General features: G+C 33.3%; 19 protein-coding genes and 1 tRNA gene. 9 read left to right on the forward strand and 11 right to left on the reverse strand.

The genetic code is table 11. The annotated features are described in order from the left end of the window. Positions 1-30 precede the first annotated feature (30 nt). The 7 genes from ACZ0AH_RS21285 to ACZ0AH_RS21315 form a co-directional block, all read right to left on the reverse strand. The gene (locus tag ACZ0AH_RS21285; protein ID WP_463477749.1) at positions 31-453 is read right to left on the reverse strand and encodes a hypothetical protein; all 423 of its coding nucleotides are present in this window, start codon (positions 451-453) and stop codon (positions 31-33) included. Positions 454-882: 429 nt separating this feature from the next. After that, positions 883-2,982, reverse strand: coding sequence for a peptidylprolyl isomerase (locus ACZ0AH_RS21290; RefSeq protein ID WP_463477750.1), 2,100 nt, complete (start codon positions 2,980-2,982; stop codon positions 883-885). Between the two features lie 109 nt (positions 2,983-3,091). Then, the gene (locus ACZ0AH_RS21295) at positions 3,092-4,354 is read right to left on the reverse strand and encodes a hemolysin family protein (protein ID WP_463477751.1); all 1,263 of its coding nucleotides are present in this window, start codon (positions 4,352-4,354) and stop codon (positions 3,092-3,094) included. 3 nt (positions 4,355-4,357) lie between these two features. After that, positions 4,358-4,543 (reverse strand): hypothetical protein, encoded by a 186-nt coding sequence (locus ACZ0AH_RS21300; RefSeq protein ID WP_463477752.1) that lies wholly within the window; start codon positions 4,541-4,543, stop codon positions 4,358-4,360. Between the two features lie 3 nt (positions 4,544-4,546). Next, positions 4,547-5,104 carry an LPS export ABC transporter periplasmic protein LptC gene (gene lptC, locus ACZ0AH_RS21305; protein ID WP_463477753.1) on the reverse strand — a complete coding sequence of 186 codons (558 nt, stop codon included), beginning with the start codon at positions 5,102-5,104 and terminating at the stop codon, positions 4,547-4,549. A gap of 42 nt (positions 5,105-5,146) precedes the next feature. After that, positions 5,147-6,379, reverse strand: coding sequence for a hypothetical protein (locus ACZ0AH_RS21310; RefSeq protein WP_463477754.1), 1,233 nt, complete (start codon positions 6,377-6,379; stop codon positions 5,147-5,149). Next, the gene (locus ACZ0AH_RS21315; RefSeq protein ID WP_463477755.1) at positions 6,372-7,106 is read right to left on the reverse strand and encodes a type III pantothenate kinase; all 735 of its coding nucleotides are present in this window, start codon (positions 7,104-7,106) and stop codon (positions 6,372-6,374) included. The genes ACZ0AH_RS21310 and ACZ0AH_RS21315 overlap by 8 nt, the downstream gene beginning before the upstream one ends. A 104-nt stretch (positions 7,107-7,210) precedes the next feature. Here ACZ0AH_RS21315 and ACZ0AH_RS21320 point away from each other — a divergent pair. The 6 genes from ACZ0AH_RS21320 to ACZ0AH_RS21345 all read left to right on the forward strand — a co-directional run bounded on the left by ACZ0AH_RS21320 (position 7,211) and on the right by ACZ0AH_RS21345 (position 10,498). Beyond that, positions 7,211-7,283, forward strand: a tRNA-Phe gene (locus ACZ0AH_RS21320). A 51-nt stretch (positions 7,284-7,334) separates the two neighbouring features. Next, the gene (locus ACZ0AH_RS21325) at positions 7,335-7,622 is read left to right on the forward strand and encodes a GIY-YIG nuclease family protein (RefSeq protein WP_463477756.1); all 288 of its coding nucleotides are present in this window, start codon (positions 7,335-7,337) and stop codon (positions 7,620-7,622) included. Positions 7,623-7,713: 91 nt separating this feature from the next. Then, positions 7,714-8,001, forward strand: coding sequence for a GIY-YIG nuclease family protein (locus tag ACZ0AH_RS21330; protein WP_463477756.1), 288 nt, complete (start codon positions 7,714-7,716; stop codon positions 7,999-8,001). A gap of 91 nt (positions 8,002-8,092) precedes the next feature. After that, entirely contained in the window at positions 8,093-8,380 is a 288-nt protein-coding gene (locus ACZ0AH_RS21335) for a GIY-YIG nuclease family protein (RefSeq protein ID WP_463477756.1), read from the forward strand. Positions 8,381-8,751: 371 nt separating this feature from the next. Further along, positions 8,752-10,248: an MFS transporter gene (locus tag ACZ0AH_RS21340; protein ID WP_463477757.1), complete on the forward strand. Its 1,497-nt coding sequence runs from the start codon at positions 8,752-8,754 to the stop codon at positions 10,246-10,248. 22 nt (positions 10,249-10,270) lie between these two features. Continuing rightward, positions 10,271-10,498, forward strand: coding sequence for a DUF6814 family protein (locus ACZ0AH_RS21345; RefSeq protein ID WP_463478126.1), 228 nt, complete (start codon positions 10,271-10,273; stop codon positions 10,496-10,498). Positions 10,499-10,625: 127 nt separating this feature from the next. Here ACZ0AH_RS21345 and ACZ0AH_RS21350 read toward each other — a convergent pair whose 3' ends face one another. From ACZ0AH_RS21350 to ACZ0AH_RS21365, 4 genes are all read right to left on the reverse strand, one after another. Continuing rightward, positions 10,626-13,502, reverse strand: coding sequence for an alpha-amylase family glycosyl hydrolase (locus tag ACZ0AH_RS21350; protein WP_463477758.1), 2,877 nt, complete (start codon positions 13,500-13,502; stop codon positions 10,626-10,628). Between the two features lie 61 nt (positions 13,503-13,563). Next, complete coding sequence (locus ACZ0AH_RS21355) at positions 13,564-14,379, reverse strand: SusE domain-containing protein (RefSeq protein ID WP_463477759.1); 816 nt, start codon at positions 14,377-14,379, stop codon at positions 13,564-13,566. 25 nt (positions 14,380-14,404) lie between these two features. Then, on the reverse strand, positions 14,405-16,012 hold the full coding sequence (locus ACZ0AH_RS21360) for a RagB/SusD family nutrient uptake outer membrane protein (protein WP_463477760.1): 1,608 nt from the start codon (positions 16,010-16,012) through the stop codon (positions 14,405-14,407). 35 nt (positions 16,013-16,047) lie between these two features. After that, positions 16,048-19,023, reverse strand: a complete 2,976-nt coding sequence (locus ACZ0AH_RS21365; protein ID WP_463477761.1) for a SusC/RagA family TonB-linked outer membrane protein — start codon at positions 19,021-19,023, stop codon at positions 16,048-16,050. 236 nt (positions 19,024-19,259) lie between these two features. On the opposite strand from ACZ0AH_RS21365, the gene ACZ0AH_RS21370 reads away from it, so the two are divergent. The 3 genes from ACZ0AH_RS21370 (at position 19,260) to pgmB (ending at position 22,641) form a co-directional block, all read left to right on the forward strand. After that, positions 19,260-20,291 (forward strand): LacI family DNA-binding transcriptional regulator, encoded by a 1,032-nt coding sequence (locus ACZ0AH_RS21370; protein ID WP_463477762.1) that lies wholly within the window; start codon positions 19,260-19,262, stop codon positions 20,289-20,291. Between the two features lie 180 nt (positions 20,292-20,471). After that, entirely contained in the window at positions 20,472-21,992 is a 1,521-nt protein-coding gene (locus ACZ0AH_RS21375) for an MFS transporter (protein ID WP_463477763.1), read from the forward strand. Further along, positions 21,985-22,641: a beta-phosphoglucomutase gene (pgmB, locus tag ACZ0AH_RS21380; protein ID WP_463477764.1), complete on the forward strand. Its 657-nt coding sequence runs from the start codon at positions 21,985-21,987 to the stop codon at positions 22,639-22,641. Before ACZ0AH_RS21375 ends, pgmB begins: the two co-directional genes overlap by 8 nt. The last annotated feature ends 122 nt before the right edge of the window (positions 22,642-22,763 follow it).

Below are 22,763 nucleotides of genomic sequence, written 5' to 3' on the forward strand. Positions count from 1 at the left end.
CTAAAATCTGCTTTAAACAAAAAAGTGAACTTAATAGTTCACTTTTTTGTTTTTAATATGTTTGGTCTCAAGTCGGCGAACCTTTTGAGTTTCCTGCTCATTTGTTTCGATCAATGTATTATGCAAACGTTCTGCCATTTTTTCTATACTGTTTGTTATAGAATCATACACGACTTCCATTCTGCGATGTTTTTCTTCCTTTATTGCTTTTAAAACATCCTCCACAAAATTTTTCTCATATTTCTCCGCTACAGAATCACAAGTATTCGTTAGTCTGATAACATAATCATTACTTAATACTGTAACCTTAAAGTGCTGTTCTTCGTTACTTAAATAATACTTCCCTCCCAATTCATCAACATTGATGTCAGTTGCGGCAAGTTTTAAAAGTTCCGTAATGATTCCATATATATGGTTTTCAATTTTGGAATATACTCTAGGTTTTCTTTTCAAGAAATTAAACATATAAATATTAAATGTTTGATTATTAAGGTTTTTGGTTACATATTGTTTTTAGATTTTTATTCTAACATTTTCCAAATCAAACATTTTGTTAAAATAAAATCCGAACAAATTAACTGTAATATTTTGAATTTCCCAAATTTTTCAGATTATATTTCGATTATTCCTATAGAACTATCCAGAATATGTAGGTAATTATTACAAAAAATATTTCAAATCTGTTTAAAAAACCAAAAAAAAGAAAAAAATCAATTCCTATTTTAAAATAATTGCTAATAATTCTTGTTCACAGTGATATACGTGTAATGACTGATTACAGTTTTACTTTGACAAAGAATTTCTTAAAACTTAAACGCATAAAAAACCCGAAACATTCAAATGAACATTTCGGGTTTTATATTTTTATTTATTTACTTAATATTAGTAATTAAATTGTAATCTGTTATCTTCAATTTTAGCATTGTTTTTCAACGCTGGTAAAATTCTGCTTGCATCAGATGCGCTTTGAGCTTTTACTTTTGCAACATATTCTGCGTGATTAGCAATTGCAGGCGCTTTTACAGTGCTAATATTTTTAACAACATAAACTCCTGTATTTCCTTCAATTGGAGCAGAAATTTTATTTGCAGCTAAAGCAAATGCATTTCCAACAACTTTAGGCTCTTGTCCAACTCCACCAGGTAAAACCGGATTATCAAGCGTAACATTAGCAGCTTGCTGAACAGCTACACCAGCACTTTTAGCAATAGCTTCAAGGCTTGAACCTGTCATTTTGGCTTTTAGCATTTCAGCTTTTTTCTTGTTTTTCAATATTGGCTCAACATAAGGTCTTGCCAAAGTAACTGATACTAAACCTGATTTGTTTTCGCTTTTGTATTGTGCAATTACGTGACCAATATTAGCAATTTCAAAACGTTTTACATCACCTTTACTTGTTTCTTTATCGTATGCCCATCTAATGATGTTACGTTGGTTTCCTAATGGTCCAAACGCTTCATCCATAGCTTTTGCAGTTACCGGAGGAGCAACTTTTAAACCTAATTCTTTTGCTGTAGCATTAAAATCTTTATTAGCAGCGTCCATTTCAAACTTAGTTGCCAATGTAAATACTTTATCAGAAGTAGCTTCAGAAGGCTCAATTTTTTGAGCAATTGTAGCTAAACGAATTCCGTCTTGTTTATCTGTAATTTTGATAATGTGAAATCCAAAAGGAGTTTCAACCAAACCAATTTTTCCAATTCCATTACTGAATACAAAATCATTGAATGGTTTTACCATTTGGTTTGGACCAAAATATCCTAAATCACCACCTTGTTGTGCAGATGAATCATCAGAATTTGTAAAAGCCAGCATCATGAAACTGTCCGGATTAGCCTGAACCTGAGCTAAAATTTCTTCAGCTTTAGCTTTTGCTTCTTCTTTAGTTCTTTTTTCTTTTGCATTTGGAGTTTGAGATCCTTCGTAAGCAATTAAAATATGACTTGCTTTTGCGTTAACACCAGCTTTAAACCCTAAAGATTTAGAAATAGCATAGTATCTTCCAAAAACATATGGTCCGTAGATTGAACCTGCAGGCAAACTGAATAATTTATCAGCATCAACTGCCGGTAAAGAATTTTTAGCTACATAAGTAGAATCGTAAGGAACATCAGAATTTGAGTTTACAAATTCAGCAATGTTAGTTGCGTTTCTAAAACCTGCTAAAGTATCGTTTCTTCCTGTTTTTGCATTATACTCTACTCTACCGTTTAATAAAGCAGTGATTTTAGCTTTAATTTCAGCCTCATCTTCTTTAGAAGCTTTGTCTTCAACTAAAACGTATTGAATTTCACGAGTTTCATCCGCTTTGAATTTTTTCTCGTTTTTCTTCATATAAGCAACAATATCATCATCTGAAATTTTTACATCGCTATCTTTAATAGAAGAATATAATGCAGCAGCATAAGCAAAGTTTACTTTGTTAGCTTCCATTTCATATTTCAACTTTCCTTCACTAGCAGTAGTGTAAAGTCCAGATTTTACTAATGTATTGTAAATTTGATATTTTGCGTTTAATTCAGCATCTTTTTCTTTTTCAGAAATATATTGCGCCGCTTCAGGATTGGTTTTAAAGTATTCCTTGAATTTTACTACATCAAAAGCACCAGCTGCATTTAAAAACATTGGGTTTTTACCAATATTCGGATCTGATTTTAAAACTTCAAGCAGGTGTTTTTCACCAACTCTTAATCCTAATTTATCAAACTGAGCTGATAATAATGCGATTGAAACCTCTTGATCCCAAACTCTGTTTGCAGCTTCAGTGGAAGTAATTCCTTGACCACTTTTTTCAACATTACTAACTTTAACTCTAAAGTCTTCAAATGAAATATCTTTTCCGTCGATGCTTCCTACATCTTTTGAACTTTGACCAAAACTTCCCTTAGTAAATAGATCTTGTATTATAAATGCAAATAATGCAAGTGCAATAACTCCTATCAATAAAGCGGAACGCTGTCTAATTTTTGCTAAAACTGCCATTTCTTATTATCGTTAATTTTATATTCAGTTTGCGAAAATACAATTATCTAGTTAATAACAATACAACTAGCCTTTTATTTTACACAATTTTTTTTAATTAATAAAAAAACTACTCTTTTATTGTCATTTTTACCAATTCTATTTTCTTGTTTGTCGCCTCTTCGATCACGAAATAATAGCTGTCAATCACGATTTCATCGCCCTTTTGAGGGATTTCCTTGGTATAATTAACAATAAAACCACCTAAAGTTCCGTAAGAATCTTCTTCCGGGATCGTTAACTTATAAGTTTCATTTAAATACTCAACATCTAAACGAGTCGAAAACAAATACTTACCTTCTCCCAACTCTTTTTCGATCAGTTCTTCTTCTTCGGAATCATGTTCGTCTTCAATTTCTCCAAAAAGCTCTTCTACGATATCTTCGATGGTTATAATACCCGCAGTTCCGCCATATTCGTCTAAAACAACAGCAACATTCTTTCGCTTTTTGATTAGTAAATTCAAAGCATCTTTTATCAAAATGGTTTCAGGAACAAATTCTACAGTCATTAAAACCGATTTTATTGTTGCAGGCTTTTTAAACAAATCAAATGAATGCACATAACCTACAATATCATCGAGTGAATTTTGACTCACTACGATTTTAGAATAACCTGTTTCGATAAATAATTCCTTAAGGTCTGAAATACTGTCAAATAAATCAATGTCGACTATTTCGGTACGTGGCGTCATAATATCACGCGCTTTTACGCCTGAAAATCCTAATGCATTTTGAAAAATCTGAATTTCTGAATCTACCTCTTCATCGTCTTCAACAGAATTCATTTGTTCTGTAATGTAGTTTCCGAGTTCTATTTTACTAAAATACAATTGTACCTGATCTCCTTCTGTCTTGAAAAATTTTTTCAAAACAAAATCCGAAATCCAAATGAAAAAAGTGGAGATATAATAAAAGAATCGATAGAATAAATAAGCCGGAATTGCAAAAAACTTAATTAATGAATTGGCATAAATCTGAAAAAAGACTTTGGGGAAAAACTCCGCAGTAATCAACACTATAAAAGTCGAAATTACAGTTTGAACAAGCAAACTTGTCAAATCAGAAAAATGAAATCCTAAATTGGTAATACCATTTAGAATTAAATCTCCCATGAAAAATCCATAAACAACTAATGCCACATTGTTACCAATAAGCATTGCCGCTATAAATTTTGACGGATTCTCTGTAAGTTTCGTTAGAACTTGTGATAGAAAGTTATCTTGCTTTTTTTCAATTTCAAGATAAATTTTATTCGAGGAAATAAAAGCTATTTCCATTCCTGAAAAAAAGGCTGATAGTATTAAACATAGTATTATAATACTAATCTCCATTTTTTATTGGTTTTTATAATGATCATCAAATTTCTTCGAGAATTTTCTCCTGAAGAAAAACATAAAAACACTTACTCCTGCAATTATAAAACTCAACCATGGACCACTGTCTAGTTTTGTAAAGCCGTCATAAATAAAAGCAGCTGCGATTAATAAGTAAACGTATTGTGTATATTTCAAATAATTCATAATCTATATTTTTTCGTCTGATTCAATTTCACCGCTTATTCGCTGCGAGTTAATCACTTTAAAGTCTTTACTAAAATCTATCCCCTGTCCGTTTGAAATTCCTTTTGCATCAGTAAGCTTAAATTTTCTTTCGGTGTAAAACCATTCATTTTTTTGATCAAAATACAGTTGTTCTGTTTCTAACATCTGTCCTGCTTCTGATGTAATTTTTACTTTTCCCTGCAAATCTATTATTCCGGTATTTTTATACGAAACAGCATAATTTGCTTTTATAAAAGTACGCTTTTGTTTTTTATCGTATAAAGTAACGTCAATTCCTTTGGGAAATTCTGTAAAAGGAAAATCAAGATTTGAATAATCCAGCATTTTCCGGCTTTTTAAAACCCCTGTTATGCGTCCGGAATCAGTATATTTAATATTTACGGTATCGGCATCACTTCCCGGAACAAATTCTGAAAAGTTGATTTTCTGAACTTCTTTAAAATTACTTTCGCATCCAAAAAACAGCGTCACAGCGAGAACTGTGACAACGTTTATAATATATGTCTTTGGTAAATTCATTTGCCAAATGTAGTAAATTGTAATGAGAGCTTAAACTAATGTTTAATTGAATTTACTCTTAATAAACCATTTGTCGTTAAGAGAAAAACCTACGCTAAAATTTAAATAGTTCTCCTGAACAAGGTTTGAAGACGTAGTTCCTCTTTTTCCAAATTCAATTCCAAGATTTATATTAGAGAAAGAACCTCCGCCAATTGGAATTCCGGCCCCTAAAGTCATTCCAACATCATTGATTGATTCGTTATTGATCACCAATCCAATTTTTTCATATTTTAAACCTGCTCTATAAGTAATACGGCTCATATAGCTTGAAAACGAGGTATAATTTGGGATATAATATCCTCCTAAAGCATATTTTTGATATTTTTCGTAATGTACATTTTGAGCTGAATTATAGTAATTCGCAAATTCTCCATTACCCTGAAAAGACATTGTTGTACCTATTAACCATTTTCTTGCTTCACCAATACCAACTCCAAACGTTAGTTTGTTTGGCAATTTCAGGTTACTTTCATTCGGATCAAATGTTATAGGATCCGGATCACCATCAACTGCAATAGTTCTTGTACTATTAGAATTTAATGTACTTGCAAAACTGTAGCTTAAACTTGTAAATAAAGATACTTTTTTATAAATCTTTCTTTGATACATTGTACCAATACTCAAACTTACACCAGATAATTCAGAAGCATTAGTTTCCTGAGTTGCATTTTGTACACCACTTACAAGCTCAACACTTTTTGTTGTTATTTTCCCGAAGTTATATTGCGCATCTGCACCGATAGTCCAATGTGGTTTGATTTTATATCCTAAACCAAAATATACTTTATTTACCCCGCCTGTTCCGGTAAGCTGAGAACTTGTCCCGTCCGGAATAGCAGTTTGATCGTTTCTAATTTGATATCCAACAGAAGTAACCGGAATCAAACCAAATGCAGCTCCAAATTTACCCATTGGAATTCCTACTGCTAAATAATCGAAAGTAGATCGTTGTGCTTTTGCAGATTCAGCATCTGTTTTTAATGTAGAAGTTCCAAAAGTACCACCTACTGTAAAAGTTGTTTGTCCCAAACCAGCATAACTTGCCGGATTTTCAATATTCATGTGAATACTATCCTGCTCTACCGCAACTCCTGCCATAGATCTAAATTCAAGAGTTCCTTTAAATCTTACGTCACCAATTCCGTAAAAAGAATAAGGTGAAGCAGTACCTTGTTGAGCGAATGAAACGAACGAGATAAGCAAACAAGCGCTTACTATAATTTTTTTAATCATTGTCGATTTTATATTGAAATGTTTGGTTCAAACTTTCTAAAAGGAAATTTGAATTGGCAAATATGGTATTTTTTAATCGTTTAGCCAAAAATTCTGCATCTCCTCCCGTTAAAATTATTATAAAATTTGAAAAATTTGCCTGATATTCATCGATAAAACCGTCAATCTCATAGACGAACCCATTTACAACTCCGGAATGAATCGCTTGTTGAGTCGAGTTTCCTATATATTGTTTCGGCAATTCAAAAGTCAGTAAAGGCAGTTTGGCCGTGTAATTATGCAAAGCTTCGTATCGCAAACGCAAGCCCGGAGAAATTGCTCCGCCCAGATAATTGTCATTTTCGTCGATAAAATCGTAGGTAATGCAAGTTCCGGCATCAATTACTAATCTGTTTTGTTTAGGAAACTGTAAAGTTGCTCCTGCAGCCAAAACCATCCTGTCGATTCCGAGAGTTTTTGGCGTGGCATATTTATTTGTAAAGGGAAAAATATCCTCATGTGTTAAAAAATGAATTTTTAACTGCTTTTCGAAAGTCAAAAAAGATTGTTTTTCGATATTTCCCACCGAAGCAACAACCAAATCGGAGCAATTTTGAAATTTTTCTAAAATTTTTCGAATTTTTTTTTCAAGTTCATTTTTCTCAAAAACAAAATTCTCAAGAAGATTACTCTCCTCAAAGACAGCAGCTTTAATTCGAGTATTACCAACATCAACAGTTAAAATCATATTTATTTTTTTACCACTGCGAAGATACGAATTGATTTTTTTAAAAAAATGTTTTGGATAAACGGAAAATGATTCTATCTTTGCACCCGCAATAAGCCCACAAAGGTACCTTAGCTCAGATGGTAGAGCAATGGACTGAAAATCCATGTGTCCCTGGTTCGATCCCTGGAGGTACCACAAAACCCGAATAGAAATATTCGGGTTTTTTGTTTTTTATACTTTTTACAAATGCACTACTTATATATTCTTTACTCAGACTCATCTCAAAAATTTTATATCGGCGAAACCAACGATTTAGAAAGCAGAATTGAAAAACATCAAAATCATTTTTATTCAAACTCATTTACAAAAATAGCTAAAGATTGGAAAATTGTTTTAACCGTAGATTGTATTGACAGAGAAGAAGCTATTTATTTAGAAAAATTTATTAAAAGAATGAAAAGTAAAACTTTTAATAACAAAATAATTGCAGATCCTTCTATTTTAAAAGATATCTTGTCTAAAAGAAAATCATAATATCCCTGGTTCTCCCGAAGCCTCGGGACTGGAGGTACCACAAAACCCGAATAGAAATATTCGGGTTTTTTGTTTTTTATACTTTTTACAAATGCACTACTTATATATTCTTTACTCAGACTCATCTCAAAAATTTTATATCGGCGAAACCAACGATTTAGAAAGCAGAATTGAAAAACATCAAAATCATTTTTATTCAAACTCATTTACAAAAATAGCTAAAGATTGGAAAATTGTTTTAACCGTAGATTGTATTGACAGAGAAGAAGCTATTTATTTAGAAAAATTTATTAAAAGAATGAAAAGTAAAACTTTTAATAACAAAATAATTGCAGATCCTTCTATTTTAAAAGATATCTTGTCTAAAAGAAAATCATAATATCCCTGGTTCTCCCGAAGCCTCGGGACTGGAGGTACCACAAAACCCGAATAGAAATATTCGGGTTTTTTGTTTTTTATACTTTTTACAAATGCACTACTTATATATTCTTTACTCAGACTCATCTCAAAAATTTTATATCGGCGAAACCAACGATTTAGAAAGCAGAATTGAAAAACATCAAAATCATTTTTATTCAAACTCATTTACAAAAATAGCTAAAGATTGGAAAATTGTTTTAACCGTAGATTGTATTGACAGAGAAGAAGCTATTTATTTAGAAAAATTTATTAAAAGAATGAAAAGCAAAACTTTTAATAACAAAATAATTGCAGATCCTTCTATTTTAAAAGATATCTTGTCTAAAAGAAAATCATAATATCCCTGGTTCTCCCGAAGCCTCGGGACTGGAGGTACCACAAAACCCGAATAGAAATATTCGGGTTTTTTGTTTTTTATACTTCTGGAAAATTCCAATTTTTTTTAAATTCCAAATTCCAATAAAATTTTACCGCAAAGAAACGCAAGATTTACGCAAAGGTTCGCAAAGTTAATTATCAAAAGTTTGCGAACCTTTTCGCCTTTGCGTAAAAAAACAGTCTCATTTGTAAACTTTTAATTACCAAAAAGTGTAAATTCAACAATTATATCATTTTGTTAAAAAAGTATCAATTAAATAAAGAAATATCTTTTATATTCGTAAAATAATACTTTATACTTTTATTTAGTAACAAGAACACAAACTATTTTATGAGTAAAACTTCTACAAAAGGCATTTGGAAAGTGATTTCAGCTTCCTCAATGGGAACTATGATTGAATGGTATGATTTCTATATTTTTGGAAGTTTAGCCGTTGTTATTTCCACAAAATTCTTTCCGAGTGATAATCCTACCGCAGCATTTTTATCTACTTTGGCAACTTTTGCGGCCGGATTTGTCGTTCGCCCTTTTGGAGCTTTATTTTTTGGAAGACTTGGTGATATCATTGGCCGTAAATATACTTTTATGGCTACCTTATTATTAATGGGAGGTTCTACTTTTTTAATAGGCTGTATTCCTAGTTACGAAACAATTGGATTTTTAGCACCTTTATTAGTTTTAATTCTTCGTTTATTGCAAGGATTAGCACTTGGAGGAGAATATGGCGGCGCGGCGACGTATGTTGCTGAACATGCTCCTGTGGGACAAAAAGGATATTGGACTTCCTGGATTCAAACCACGGCAACTGTTGGTCTGTTTATTTCTTTAATGGTAATATTGGCTACTAAAAATGTACTTTCTGCTGCAGATTTTGATTCCTGGGGATGGCGTGTTCCGTTTTGGGTTTCTATTGTAATGGTTGGCGTTTCGTATTTAATCCGAAAAAACATGGATGAATCTCCGGTCTTCGCAAAAGCAAAAAAAGAAGGTACAACGAGCAAAAACCCATTAAAAGAAAGCTTCGGAAACCGATATAATTTAAAATTTGTTTTACTGGCATTATTTGGAGCCACAATGGGACAAGGCGTTGTTTGGTATACCGGACAATTTTATGCCATGAGTTTCATGAAAACGGTAATGAATATAGATTCGTCGCAAGTAGATGGATTATTGGGAATTTCTTTATTATTGGGAACTCCGTTTTTTATTGTTTTTGGATGGCTGAGCGATAAAGTGGGCAGAAAATATATTATGATGCTTGGCATGTTGCTGGCAATCTTATTCTACAGGCCTATCTATAAAATGATGTACAACACGACGGATGTAAATTATAAAACTGAAATCGTAGAAAAAACCACACAAAATGTCGAAAAAACCGCAAATAACGACATAATTACCTCAATTTCAAAAACTTATACTGACGGAACTACGTACATTGAAAAGAAGACAGATTTTAGTACTAAAAAAGAATCTCAAAGCAGTATTTCAATTGGTATAAATTCAGGCGATGAATGGACATTAATTTTTTTGGTTTTCATTCAGGTTATATTTGTTACAATGGTTTACGGTCCTATCGCAGCATTTTTAGTCGAAATGTTTCCAACTAAAATCAGATATACTTCAATGTCTCTTCCTTATCATGTAGGAAATGGAATTTTTGGAGGTCTGCTGCCCGCGATTTCGACTTATTTTGTAACTCATGCAAAAGCGAACGGAAAACCTGAATTTTACCTTGAAGGACTTTGGTATCCAATTATTATTGCTTCGGTCTGCTTTGTAATTGGGATGATTTATATCGATAATAAAAACAAAACGAATCACCTTTAATATCTAATATCTATAGACTATGATGAATGCAATTAAACAAATTTTAGGTGTTTTATGGGGCATATTAGCACTTGCCGCTGCGTATTTTTGTGTGTTTGAATTTGGGCTGCCTAAATTACTCTCAGACAAACAAGATGATTTGGTATTTGGAATCATCATTCTTTTTATCCTGACTCCGCTAATTGTTTTAGGATTGGGTACTTTTGGTTATTTTGCTGTAATTGGAGAATACAATCACAAAAAGAAATAACTAATATTCAAAAAACATTCATTAAAAAAAAACAAAAGGGCTGTCTAAATTTCCAGACAACCCTTTTTGCATTACTAAATAAAACCAAATTTTCAAATCTTTTTGAATATCAAATGATGCTCAAAATTTATTTTTTGATAAACTTCATTACCTGAACTTTGTCATTTTCATCAAAAGCTTTTACGATATATAATCCCGTTTTTAAATCGCTTACAACAAACTGAAAATCTGCATTTCCGTTTGTATTGAAGCTTTTTACTAATTGTCCTGTCATTGCATAAACCTGAACTTTGGTTGTTGCAGCATTCAATGTAAAATAGTTTGAAACCGGATTTGGATATAAGGTAACCGTGTTTCCTTTTTCAAAATCGGCTATAGCCAAATTTGCTTGTTTGTTACCATAAATTCTATATTCTCCAGCCGGTAAATTTATAGCGGCATTTACATCTGTAACCTCAATAGTTGTATTATCCATTAAATTATACCAGGTTCCGGTATATTTAAATCCTGTAGCAACATTTTTGGCAGTAACATCAAAATTAGCGATAATCAAAACGTCTTTTAATTGTGCAGCTGTCAGGTTATCATTGGTGATTTTTATATTTACAGATAATGAATTACCAGCTGTAATTGCAGGCGTTCCTAAAAACACAGGTTCAGTCGTTTTTAGGGTAATCATTTTTGCCCAATCGTAATAAATTTTGTTTCGGTTTGAATTTCCTATCCAGTTATTTACCCATTGAGGCTGCGGTTTTGTATCTAATTTACAATTTCCGGAAGCAGCATCTTCATCTGTATTTACAGCATTATTGTTACATGTAAAAATAGAACTATCCCAACCTAATTCTCCAAAATGCCAAATCATTTTTGGACCAGGAATTAATAATGAAACTGCTCCAATTGCAGACATTCTTGATAATGCAGTATTTAATGTTTTTACATTATAAGTTCCACTTGAAGCTCCATATTGTACATTTTTATACATTAAACGTTCTTCGTCATGACTTTCGGCATAACCCATTAATCGGTTTGCTGTAAAACCGCGGCTGGCACTTGTCATTTTAGAAATATCGCTTTCAGTTGCATATCCCATTGACAATTGATTGTATGGTTTTGTCATTTTTCCCCACATCATAACGCCTTTACTTGGCGTTTCAGTAACTCTGTAATTTGCCCATTGCTGTTCTTCGGCATCAGTTCCTAAATGCTCAAAAATAGTATAATGTGTAGGATCAAGACCCCATGAATAATCAGCATATTTCTTTAAAACATCAACTCTGTCTTGTTGATATGCGTTTGTACACGCTTCATCTGATGCTGTACAAAGCTGTGTAAATCCCTTTGTTAAATCCCAACGGAAACCATCAATTTTGTATTCTTCAATCCATTGTTTGATGACGCGATCAACATAATATTGCGTTTTTAATGACTGATGATTAAAATCTTCTCCAACACTATAACTGTGTTTTGCAACGGTATTAAAATATGGGTTTTCAGTTGTTGGTGAACCAAAGCCATCTCCATCAGGATCATTCATCCACATACGAACCATTGGATTACGTCCGAAAGCGTGATTTAAAGCTACATCCAGAATAACTGCAATTCCGTTTTGATGACATAAATCAATAAATTCTTTTAACTTATCAGATGTACCGTAAAATTTATCCAAAGCCATATGAAACGAAGTATTATAACCCCAACTTTCATTGCCTTCAAACTCCATTACAGGCATTAATTCGATAGCATTTATTTTTAGATTTTTAAAATAATCTATTCTGTCAATTAAGCTTTGATAACTTCTGGCTGCATCAAAATCGCGAACCAAAACTTCATAAACTACTAATTTATCTTTTTCTGGTTTTGTAAAATTGGTTACTTGCCAGTTGTATGGAGTTTGCCCCGTTTTAAGAACCGTTACTTCAAAGTTTTGTCCTGCAGGATAAACCGGCATATTTGGATATGAAGCAGCAGGAATTCCAGCATCATCATAAGGCGACAATACTAAAGTTGAATAAGGATCAGCCGTTTTTACCAATGAAGGTGAATTTGCAATTGGAGCTGTTTCGACCACCCAATATTGATACGTATTATTTACACCCGAAACCAATCCCGTCAATTCTAACCAGAATTTATCCGAAGCAGGATCTTTTTTCATGGCATACGCCGATGAAGGCTGCCAGTTATTGAAACTTCCTGCAACGTAAACAAAATCTTTTAAAGGTGCATCCAGAACCAAAGTTGCTTTTGTAGCATCTGCAGTATTATAATTTATTCCGTCAACCAAACCTGAAGGCATTGCTTCTGAAACTGTAATTGGATTTACAACAACCGAAAACTTTTTAGAAATAGTTGTCGCACCCTGAGTTACTGCTAATTCATATGTTTGATTCGTTGTAATATTTGTTTGAGAATACGAGTAATTTGCCGTACTGGTATTTGTATTGATTACTGTTCCGTTTGCTTTTAAGGAATAACTTGCCGCTCCATTTGTATTTGTTGCTGCAATATTAAAACTTGATCCCGAAGCTACAATTGTAGTACTGTTTTCAGCCGGTGCAGTTAATGTTACCTGAAAAGATCCCACTTCTATAAGAATATCTTGTGATTGTTTTGATCCGGTTCCGTCTTTCGCTTTAACCAGAAAACCTATTTTACCAATTCCATTTCTATTGAAATAGACAGATGGCGTAAATGTTTTCGTATACGTATCTGTTCCGGCATTGTAAGTAAACTTACTGGCTTCTGCAGAAACTGTCCAACCTCCATTAGATGGAGAATCCATTTGATTTGCATCGCTTATATCATAAGACCACGACCAAAGATATAATTCATGAGTTGTGTTTATGCCCCATGTCGTTTCATTAATACTGCTTCCGTTAATTGTAATCGTAATAGGGGTTGTATCTTCAAAAGGGGACGGACTCACAGCATAAGTTACCGTTTGCTGTTGAGCAAATGTAATTGCTGACAACAAAAGGAAAAATAATAGTAAAGTTTTTTTCATAATTGTATAGTTTATAAAAAAGGCTATCCGTAGATAGCCTTTAAATTATTTACACTAAAAATTAATCTAATGTTATAGTTTTTGCAACGTTGTCAATTTTTAAAACTCTAGATCCTGTTGGCCCAGTATATTTAAAATTGTTATCACCGTCACCAGCGTTTACTAATTCTGAATCGATAGTATAACCTGCACCTGAATAGTAAGTATAATTATGACTTGCATCCCAGTTACCATCACTTGTAAAGTTGTTTCCTAAAAATTCTCTAAATGCTTCTCCGCTTATAAGAACAACAGTTACCTGGTAAACATCTGTTTTACCTACAACTAATGGGAATTCTGTTTCAGCATCTCCTGCCCATGTCCATCCGCCTGGAGTTGCAGCTCCTACTAACCAGTGTGAACTTGCTAATGGCACGTGATAAGGTGTAGCTGTAATTGTGTAAACATTAGAATATTGAGGAAGTCCTGAAGCACCAACAACTGATTTGATACGGATATCAACTTTATTCTCTTGTCTTTCAACAAAACCACCATTAACTAATGCTGAATTTAATTCCGCAACCGTTAAGCTTTTAAATCTCTCAGTAGTATTTGCAACAACAACCGGAGCTGCAAAACTAGTTCCTGCTTTTGCTACTTCAATAGTATAGTTTACTACTGTTTGTGTACCGCTATATTGTGCATCATTCCAAATTACAGTTGTAGCCACATCATTCTCTGTATCTTTAGAAAGTACAATACTAAAGTCTGATTTTGGAGTTAATAATACCGGAGCTGTAGCCGCTTCAATAACTGGTCTGTTTTCTACATCATCTGCATTACACGATACTGCTAATACACCAACGAATGCGATTAAAATTTTATATATATTTTTCATTTTTATTTCTAGTTTATACGGTTAATTAATATCCTGGATTTTGTTTTAAAGTTGGATTGGCCTGAATGTTTCTTGCAGGAATTGGCATTAAATCTCTAAATGATTCAGTTGAAGTACCATTTACAGAACCGCCTTTCCATTGCCAGATTTTACTTCCTCCTGTAAATTTTCCAAAACGAATTAAATCTGTTCTTCTGTGGCATTCCCAAAATAATTCTCTTCCTCTTTCATCTAAAATAAAGTCAAGGGTTAAATCTGCAGTAGTAATTGGCTGTGCATTTGCTCTTGCTCTAATTTGGTTAATATAACCTAAAGCTGTACCAATGTTTCCGCTTGAAGCGCCTCTAAGAGTTGCTTCTGCATACATTAAATACACATCCGTTAATCTAAACATAGGAAAATCAATATCCGGGATATCATTTCTTTGAGCTGCAGAACCATCCGCTTTTTTGTTGATGTATTTCGTTACAGCATAACCATCTGTGAAAGTTCCAACATTTTTAATATCTTTTGATTGTCCGTCTGTGTAGAATGTTCCTCTCTTATCTGCAGTTGCAGTTTCGTCAGGAAAAAGATTTACAAACTCTCTACGAGTTCTGATTCCCTGCCATCCACCATCCATTCCTCTCGTCGCATAATCCATGCTTCCTCCAATAGAAGCGTGCATAATAAAACTCATTCCTCCACCTGTTGCTCTAATTGCATTACCATCGCCAACAATTGGGAATATAACTTCACTCTGAGCACCATTTGTATTATTGTCTGCAGAGAATAAATAACGGTAAGGAACATTTGCAAAAGTATATCCTGAACCACTAATTATTTCACTACATACTGTAGCTGCGTCATTACTTCTGTCTACTCCTGTATATACTTTAGCATTTAAATAAATTTGTGCCAATAAAAATTTAGCTGCCGTTTTATCTACTCTACCATATTCATTTTGTTTTGAAGCTACTAAACTATTGTCTAAGTCTTTTAATTCAGCTTCAACAAAAGCAAAAACTTCAGCTCTTGATTTTTGTACCGGATAAAAGAATCCAACAGGATCAGCCTCAGTAGTAATTGGCACATTACCGAACAAATCCATCAAATTGTAATAAGAGAAAGCTCTCAGGAAACGAGCTTCAGCTCTAAATTTAGCGATATCAGCTTTTAAGTTTGCATCAACACCTCTTGCATTAAGCTTTTCATCTGTAGTTTGCCTCAGGAATTCATTAGCAACACTAATGTGATAAAATGCTCTTGAGAATGTTCCTTCTAAAAATTCGTTTGCCGGAGACCAGGTCTGAGAATTTAATGTTGGTAAAGTACCATCTGCCCAGGCAATAATTGCTTCGTCGGTTGTAAACTCTTGTGTTACAAAAAGTAAACGTAAGTAACTGCTAAAGTCACCTCCAAGTCCTGCAATATCAGCAGTACCATCACCATCATTACCTCCTACATATAAACCAGCATATAATTTTGCTAATACTTCTTTATATGAAGCCGGATCTTGAAAAAAGGTTTCTGACAAGAATTCATCATCATCCTTTGGAGTCACGTTTAAATCGTCCGTACACGAAGTAAGCGTCATACTTATTCCTAAAATGAATAGGAAAAAATAAGATATATATTTAAATGATATTTTCATTTTGTTTGTTTTTAAATTTTGATTTCAGTTTACTATTAGAAATTAGCATTCACTCCAAATAAGAAAGTTCTAGCTCTTGGGTAAACATTATTATCAATTCCGTTGAATTTTTCCGGATCTAAACCACCATATTTAGTAAGTACAAATACATTTTGAACTCCTGCTGTAAATCTCAAAGACGCCGCTTTTAATATTGTTTTATCAAAAGTGTAACCAAGCGTAACGTTATCTAACTTGATAAAAGAAGCATCTTTTATAAAATAATCAGACAAATAACGTTGTGTACCATTATCTTCATATGTAAAACCAGTATTATAATAATCTGAACTTACGTTAGATAAATCCGTTTGTCTTCTTAAACCTGCATCCGAATATCCTAAGTTAGAACTTACGTTATCAAAAATATAGTTTCCTAAACTTGCTCTCCAGTTCATTGTAAAATCAAACTTTTTGTAGTTCAAAGTCGAGAACAAACCAAAAGTGTAATCTGGTGCTGGTTTATGGTATCTGTAACGATCTCCTGCATCAATTTTTCCATCTCCGTTTCTATCCGCATATGCTCCGGCAATTGGTCTTTTGTTTGCATCATACAATTGTTCGTATACAAAGAATGAATTTGGTGTATATCCTACTGAGTTTATCTCAATTTTATTTCCATTTCCTCCAGCAATATTATCTCCTGATAAATACCCTTGGAAACCAGGAACCGTAATTCCTAATTCGTTAATTTTCTGATCGATGTAAGTCGCATTAAAAGCTACATTCCATGTTAAGTTATTATTTTTAACAATATCAGAAGCAATACTAAACTCAACCCCTCTTGTATTTACACTACCAATATTAAAGAAACCTTGATTTCTTAAATTTGCACCATCAGGAACAGCAATATCTGCTAATAAATCAGTTGATTTTTTATCAAAATAGTTAATCGTTCCTGTAATTCTGTTGTTGAAAAATCCGTAGTCAATACCTACGTTAGTTTCAGCTAATTCTTCCCATTTGATATTTTCGTTGTAACCTTCTGGTCTTGCAGTTGAATAAACCGTATTACCAAAAATATACTGAGAATTGATAGTTCCTAAAGTTACTCTACGTAAATAATCGTATTGAGAAGTGATATCCTGTTGCCCGGTTGTACCGTAACCTACTCTTAATTTTAAAGTTGAGATTGTACGGTTATCTTTCAAGAATGCTTCTTCAGATAAGTTCCATGCAAAAGCAGCACCTCCAAAATTACCCCATCTGTTATCTTCAGAGAAACGAGAAGTACCGTCTCTTCTGTAGTTTAAAGTCAATAAATATCTACTGTCAAATCCTAAATTCAAACGTCCGAAGAACGATTGTAAGTTAACGTCCGGATCTGTAGCAACATCTTCATTAGGATTTGGTTGTCTAAGCTCACCAGAAGAATATTTTTCTTTTTGAAACAATTGATAGTTATAACCAGCTGTTGCATCAATTTTAAGTTTTCCTAAATCTTTAGTATAGTTAAAATAAGCATTTAAGTTTTTATTTTGAAGCGCATCAGTATAATTATTGTAGTTACCTAAGTTTACATAACCCGGATCAGTAAATGGTTTTGGCTGATATCCTAAAGCACTTTGCGTACTAACCTCTGTATATCCGCTACTGTCAAATCTGTCAATACCAGCTTCTACAACTGCTCTTAAATCTTCAAAGAAGTGAAGTTTATAATCTAATCTCACATTTCCCCATTTTCTGGTAGATGTAGCTCTTCTTTCATCCTGGTTCAATCTTGCTACAGGATTTCTTGCCGGTAATAATGGTAAATTTCCTGTAGGCTCTAACCATTCGTAGTAACCTCCGTAACGAGAACCTGCCTGATAAACCGGTTGCGTTGGATCAAATCCAATTGCACTTCCGATAACAGCACCTTCGTCCTGAAATTGATTTTTACCAAAAGATAAATTTCCGCTAATGTCAATTTTCAAGTGATTATCGAACAATACAGGATTTAACGATAACGATGTCGTAGTTCTTTCAAAAGAAGTGTTTCTTAGGATCCCAGGATTATCAACATTTCCAACAGATAAACGCACTGGTAATTTATCAAATAAAGCACCACTTACAGAAATATTGTTGTTTGTTGTTAACGCTGTATGAAAAATTTCATCCTGCCAGTTTGTATTCGCAGTTCCCAATAAAGCTTGTTGAGCAGGAGTACCTTTCGTGTTTACTAACTCACGAAATTGGTCTGCACTCATTACATCTACAGTATTTGCAACCGTATTGATACCAACCTGAGAACTGAAATTTACTTTCAAAGCTCCTTTTGCTCCTTTTTTAGTCGTAATAACAATTACACCATTTGCAGCACGTGAACCATAAATTGCAGCTGCAGATGCATCTTTTAAAACTGTAAAAGATTCAATATCATTAGGGTCAATAGTAGATAAAATACTTGTTGCACCACTTGGAACCGCATTACTTAACGGAAGTCCGTCTAATACAATTAAAGGCTCATTAGAAGCATTTAAAGAAGATCCTCCACGAATTCTAATATCGGCTTTTGCTCCCGGTGCTCCACCTCCAGTAACGTTTACACCAGAGATACGTCCGCTGATTAAACTTTCAGGAGTTACGTTAATACCTTTATTAAATTCTTTAGCAGAAATTTGTGATACAGATCCAGTTGCGTCTTTTTTCTTAACAGTACCATAACCTACCTGAACCACAACTTCTTTAAGTTGATTGTTATCTTCCTCTAAAGAAACGTTGAGTGTTTTTTGTCCGCTGTAATCAATAGTTTCTGTTTTGTATCCAATAAAAGATACAACAATTTTGTTACCATTTTTAACATTCGATAGTTGGTAATTACCATCAAATCCGGTTGATGTTCCGTTTGGAGCACCCTGTACATTTACGTTTACTCCCGGTATTGGCTGACCTGTTGTTTTATCGACAACAGTCCCACTTAATGTGTTTTGAGCTAACACAGTAAATGGCAACAATAGGAATAAAAATAACAACTTTTTGTAAATTGTTTTCATACTTTTTGTTTAAATTAGTTTGAGTTTTTGATTGTTAGTTAAGTTTTTAATTTTACTTCGAATTTCAAAATTAGGAATTTATTAACACGACCAACCAGCTACAATTTTTATTGAGTTACGAAAACGTGGTAGTGTTGAAAACTTTCTATATTTTGTAATCTTTTAAGTCAAAAATTGTCAATTCTAAAAATATAAGATACCTTTATTAACAATTAGATTTTTTTCAAATAATCATTATGAAACGCAAAATAACTTTAAAACAGATTGCAAAGGAACTTGACGTGTCTATTTCAACTGTCTCAAAATCACTCAGAAACAGCTTAGAAATAGGGGAAGAAACACGTTTAAAAGTGCAGGCTTTTGCAAAGTTTTACAACTATAAACCCAACAATATTGCCCTTAGTCTAAAAAATCGAAAAACCAAAAGTATTGGTATTATTATTCCGGAAATTGTACATTATTTTTTCTCTACTGTAATTAACGGAATCGAACAAGTCGCCAATGAAAATGGATATAGCGTTGTTATTTGTTTATCTGATGATTCTTTTGATAAAGAAGTCCTAAATATGGAAATGCTAGCCAACGGAAGTATCGATGGTTTTATCATGTCTCTTTCTAAAGAAACCCAATATAAAGGTGATTTTCACCATATTACAGAAGTTATCAATCAGGGAATGCCCGTTGTAATGTTCGATCGGGTAACCAATGATATTTTATGCGATAAAGTAATTATTGATGATAAAGCAGCCGCTTATGAAGCCGTTCAGAGTTTGATTGATAATGGCCGAAAAAAGATCGCTCTGGTAACAACTGTTGATTATGTAAGCGTTGGAAAACTAAGAACTGACGGTTACGAAAAAGCACTTTTAGACAACGGATTACCTTTTAACGAAGATTTGATTATAAAAATTGAAGATGTAGAGACCTGCGAAATCACGATTAGTCAACTTTTACACGACAGGGCTTTTGATGCTGTTTTTGCTGTAAATGAGCTTTTTGCCGTAACAATTATCAAAACTGCCAACAAAATGGGACTTAAAGTTCCTGAGGATCTTGCTGTAATTGCGTTTACTGATGGAATTATCTCGAAATACTCAACACCAAGCATTACAACCGTAAGCCAAAGTGGTGAAAAAATGGGAAATAAAGCCGCTAAAATGTTGATAGAAAGACTCGAAGCCGGACACGAAGATGATGATGAAGAAAATGAAAATTATACCACCGAAGTTATCGAAACTCATTTAATACAACGAGAATCTACTGACTAAAATTCTTAAAATCAACATATTCTAAAGTCATAAATGTTATTTATGGCTTTTTTATGATTTGAATTAAAAAAATAATTAATACTTTTACGCCCACTCAAAGCTTTTACTTTTACTTCGAAACAATAAGTAAGTTTTGATAAGCAAAGCGCTTATCGTCTAATTAATTTTTTAATTACGATAATGGAAAAGCGTAAATTAAGTTTCTGGGAAATTTGGAACATGAGTTTCGGTTTCTTGGGAATACAGTTTGGTTTTGCACTGCAAAACGCAAATACTTCAAGAATTTTTGAAACCCTCGGTGCTAAAATTGACGAAATTCCGATTTTATGGATTGCTGCTCCCGTTTCAGGATTAATTATTCAGCCCGTAATTGGTTATTTTAGTGATAGAACCTGGACTTGTTTAGGCAGACGTCGCCCCTATTTTTTAATTGGAGCCGTTTTATCTTCAATCGCATTATTCATCATGCCCAACTCTCCTACTTTATGGATAGCCGCAGGAACTTTATGGATTATGGATGCTTCGATAAATGTTTCTATGGAACCTTTTCGTGCTTTTGTTGGTGATAATTTACCCGAAAAACAACGCACTTTAGGTTTTGCCATGCAAAGTTTTTTCATCGGAACCGGAGCTGTTGTTGGTTCGGTTTTACCTTATCTTTTTACAAATGTATTTGGCGTAAGCAATACCGCGCCCGAAGGAATTATTCCAGATTCAGTAAAATGGTCGTTTTATATTGGCGGAATCGTTTTTCTGCTTTCTGTACTGTGGACCGTTTTTAAAACAACAGAATATACTCCGGAAGAATTGCACGCTTTTGAAGCCCAAAGCAAAAAAGACAAAGAAAATCAGATCATAAATCCCGAAACAGAATCAAAAAGCAATATCAAAAGACAATTGTCTATAGGATTATTATTAACCATCGTTGGTGCATTAGTTTCCTTTTTGATTTTCGAAAATAATCTGGCAAAAGAATTATATATCCTATTTGTTGGTTTGATTTTCATGGGCGTTTTGTTCATCATTGCATCACAATTACGAAATTCTAAAGTTCACAACGGTTTCACCATAATCATGACCGATTTATTGAATATGCCAACTACAATGAAAAAATTGGCTTGGGTTCAGTTTTTCTCCTGGTTTGCGCTTTTCTCTATGTGGATTTATACGACGCAAGCCGTTACACAACATATTTTTGGTACAACAGATACAACTTCTAAAGTCTATAATGACGCTGCCGACTGGGTTTCTGTTTTATTCACCGTTTATAACGGAATCGCTGCTGCAGTTGCCTTTTTGTTACCCATTATTGCAAAAAAAGTAGGCGTTAGAGCAACACATTTATTAGCATTATGCGCTGGAGGTGTTGGTTTAATTTCGATTTATTTTATTGGTGATAAACAAATGCTAATTCTGCCAATGTTGGGAATTGGTATAGCGTGGGCAAGTATTTTATCTATGCCTTATGCCATGTTATCTGGCGCTTTACCAGCAGCAAAAATGGGATATTATATGGGAGTTTTCAACTTTTTTGTCGTAATACCACAAATTGTAGCCGCAACAATATTAGGATTTGTAATCAAACAATTCTTTCACAACGAACCTATTTACGCTTTAATTATTGGAGGTGTATCCATGATATTTGCCGGATTATTAACACTTAGAGTAAATAGCAGAACTAAAATTGAAATTCATGAATAATAAAAAAGCATTCATCTTCGATCTTGATGGAGTGATCGTTGATACCGCTAAATACCACTTTTTAGCCTGGCAGAAAATCGCTCAGGCATTAAACATAAATTTTACACACGAAAACAACGAATTACTTAAAGGAGTAAGCCGCGTGCGCTCGTTAGATATAATTCTTGAATTAGGGAATGTTCAGGCTTCGCAGGAAGACAAAGACAAATGGTTAATTCAAAAAAATGAAGATTACTTATCTTATTTAGTTGACATGGACGAAAGCGAGATTCTTCCGGGAGTTTTTAAAACTCTACAGCTATTAAAAGAAAAAAACCAAGGAATTGCGTTGGGTTCTGCGAGTAAAAATGCCCGACCAATCCTTGAAAAAACAGGAATCCTTTCGTATTTCGATGTTATTGTTGACGGAAATGACGTTACCAATGCAAAACCGGATCCTGAAGTTTTTTTAAAAGCGGCTCAATTACTAAAAATTGACCCAAAAGATTCAATTGTATTCGAAGATTCAGTTGCCGGAATCCAAGCGGCAAACATAGGAGAAATGGTAAGTGTAGGAATTGGTGAGGAAACAATTTTACATGAAGCTGATTATATTTTTAAAGATTTCACAGAAATAGACACCGCGTTTATTGAGAAACTTATCAATTAGAGAATGTGCCAATTATATAATTAGATAATTTTCCAAACGTGAATTTTCTAATTATATAATTGACTCTTATCTAAATTGGTTTGAAAATATAAATCAACTAATTAAAAAAGTAAAATAGTACA

It is taken from the genome of Flavobacterium sp. AC105 (assembly GCF_979258495.1).

Excerpts from the sequence above, each read along its gene's own strand:
- ACZ0AH_RS21290 (WP_463477750.1), bottom strand. The coding sequence starts at position 2,982 with ATGGCAGTTTTAGCAAAAATTAGACAGCGTTCCGCTTTATTGATAGGA.
- ACZ0AH_RS21295 (WP_463477751.1), bottom strand. The coding sequence starts at position 4,354 with ATGGAGATTAGTATTATAATACTATGTTTAATACTATCAGCCTTTTTT.
- ACZ0AH_RS21300 (WP_463477752.1), bottom strand. The coding sequence starts at position 4,543 with ATGAATTATTTGAAATATACACAATACGTTTACTTATTAATCGCAGCT.
- lptC (WP_463477753.1), bottom strand. The coding sequence starts at position 5,104 with ATGAATTTACCAAAGACATATATTATAAACGTTGTCACAGTTCTCGCT.
- ACZ0AH_RS21310 (WP_463477754.1), bottom strand. The coding sequence starts at position 6,379 with ATGATTAAAAAAATTATAGTAAGCGCTTGTTTGCTTATCTCGTTCGTT.
- ACZ0AH_RS21315 (WP_463477755.1), bottom strand. The coding sequence starts at position 7,106 with ATGATTTTAACTGTTGATGTTGGTAATACTCGAATTAAAGCTGCTGTC.
- ACZ0AH_RS21325 (WP_463477756.1), top strand. The coding sequence starts at position 7,335 with ATGCACTACTTATATATTCTTTACTCAGACTCATCTCAAAAATTTTAT.
- ACZ0AH_RS21330 (WP_463477756.1), top strand. The coding sequence starts at position 7,714 with ATGCACTACTTATATATTCTTTACTCAGACTCATCTCAAAAATTTTAT.
- ACZ0AH_RS21335 (WP_463477756.1), top strand. The coding sequence starts at position 8,093 with ATGCACTACTTATATATTCTTTACTCAGACTCATCTCAAAAATTTTAT.
- ACZ0AH_RS21340 (WP_463477757.1), top strand. The coding sequence starts at position 8,752 with ATGAGTAAAACTTCTACAAAAGGCATTTGGAAAGTGATTTCAGCTTCC.
- ACZ0AH_RS21345 (WP_463478126.1), top strand. The coding sequence starts at position 10,271 with ATGAATGCAATTAAACAAATTTTAGGTGTTTTATGGGGCATATTAGCA.
- ACZ0AH_RS21350 (WP_463477758.1), bottom strand. The coding sequence starts at position 13,502 with ATGAAAAAAACTTTACTATTATTTTTCCTTTTGTTGTCAGCAATTACA.
- ACZ0AH_RS21355 (WP_463477759.1), bottom strand. The coding sequence starts at position 14,379 with ATGAAAAATATATATAAAATTTTAATCGCATTCGTTGGTGTATTAGCA.
- ACZ0AH_RS21360 (WP_463477760.1), bottom strand. The coding sequence starts at position 16,012 with ATGAAAATATCATTTAAATATATATCTTATTTTTTCCTATTCATTTTA.
- ACZ0AH_RS21365 (WP_463477761.1), bottom strand. The coding sequence starts at position 19,023 with ATGAAAACAATTTACAAAAAGTTGTTATTTTTATTCCTATTGTTGCCA.
- ACZ0AH_RS21370 (WP_463477762.1), top strand. The coding sequence starts at position 19,260 with ATGAAACGCAAAATAACTTTAAAACAGATTGCAAAGGAACTTGACGTG.
- ACZ0AH_RS21375 (WP_463477763.1), top strand. The coding sequence starts at position 20,472 with ATGGAAAAGCGTAAATTAAGTTTCTGGGAAATTTGGAACATGAGTTTC.
- pgmB (WP_463477764.1), top strand. The coding sequence starts at position 21,985 with ATGAATAATAAAAAAGCATTCATCTTCGATCTTGATGGAGTGATCGTT.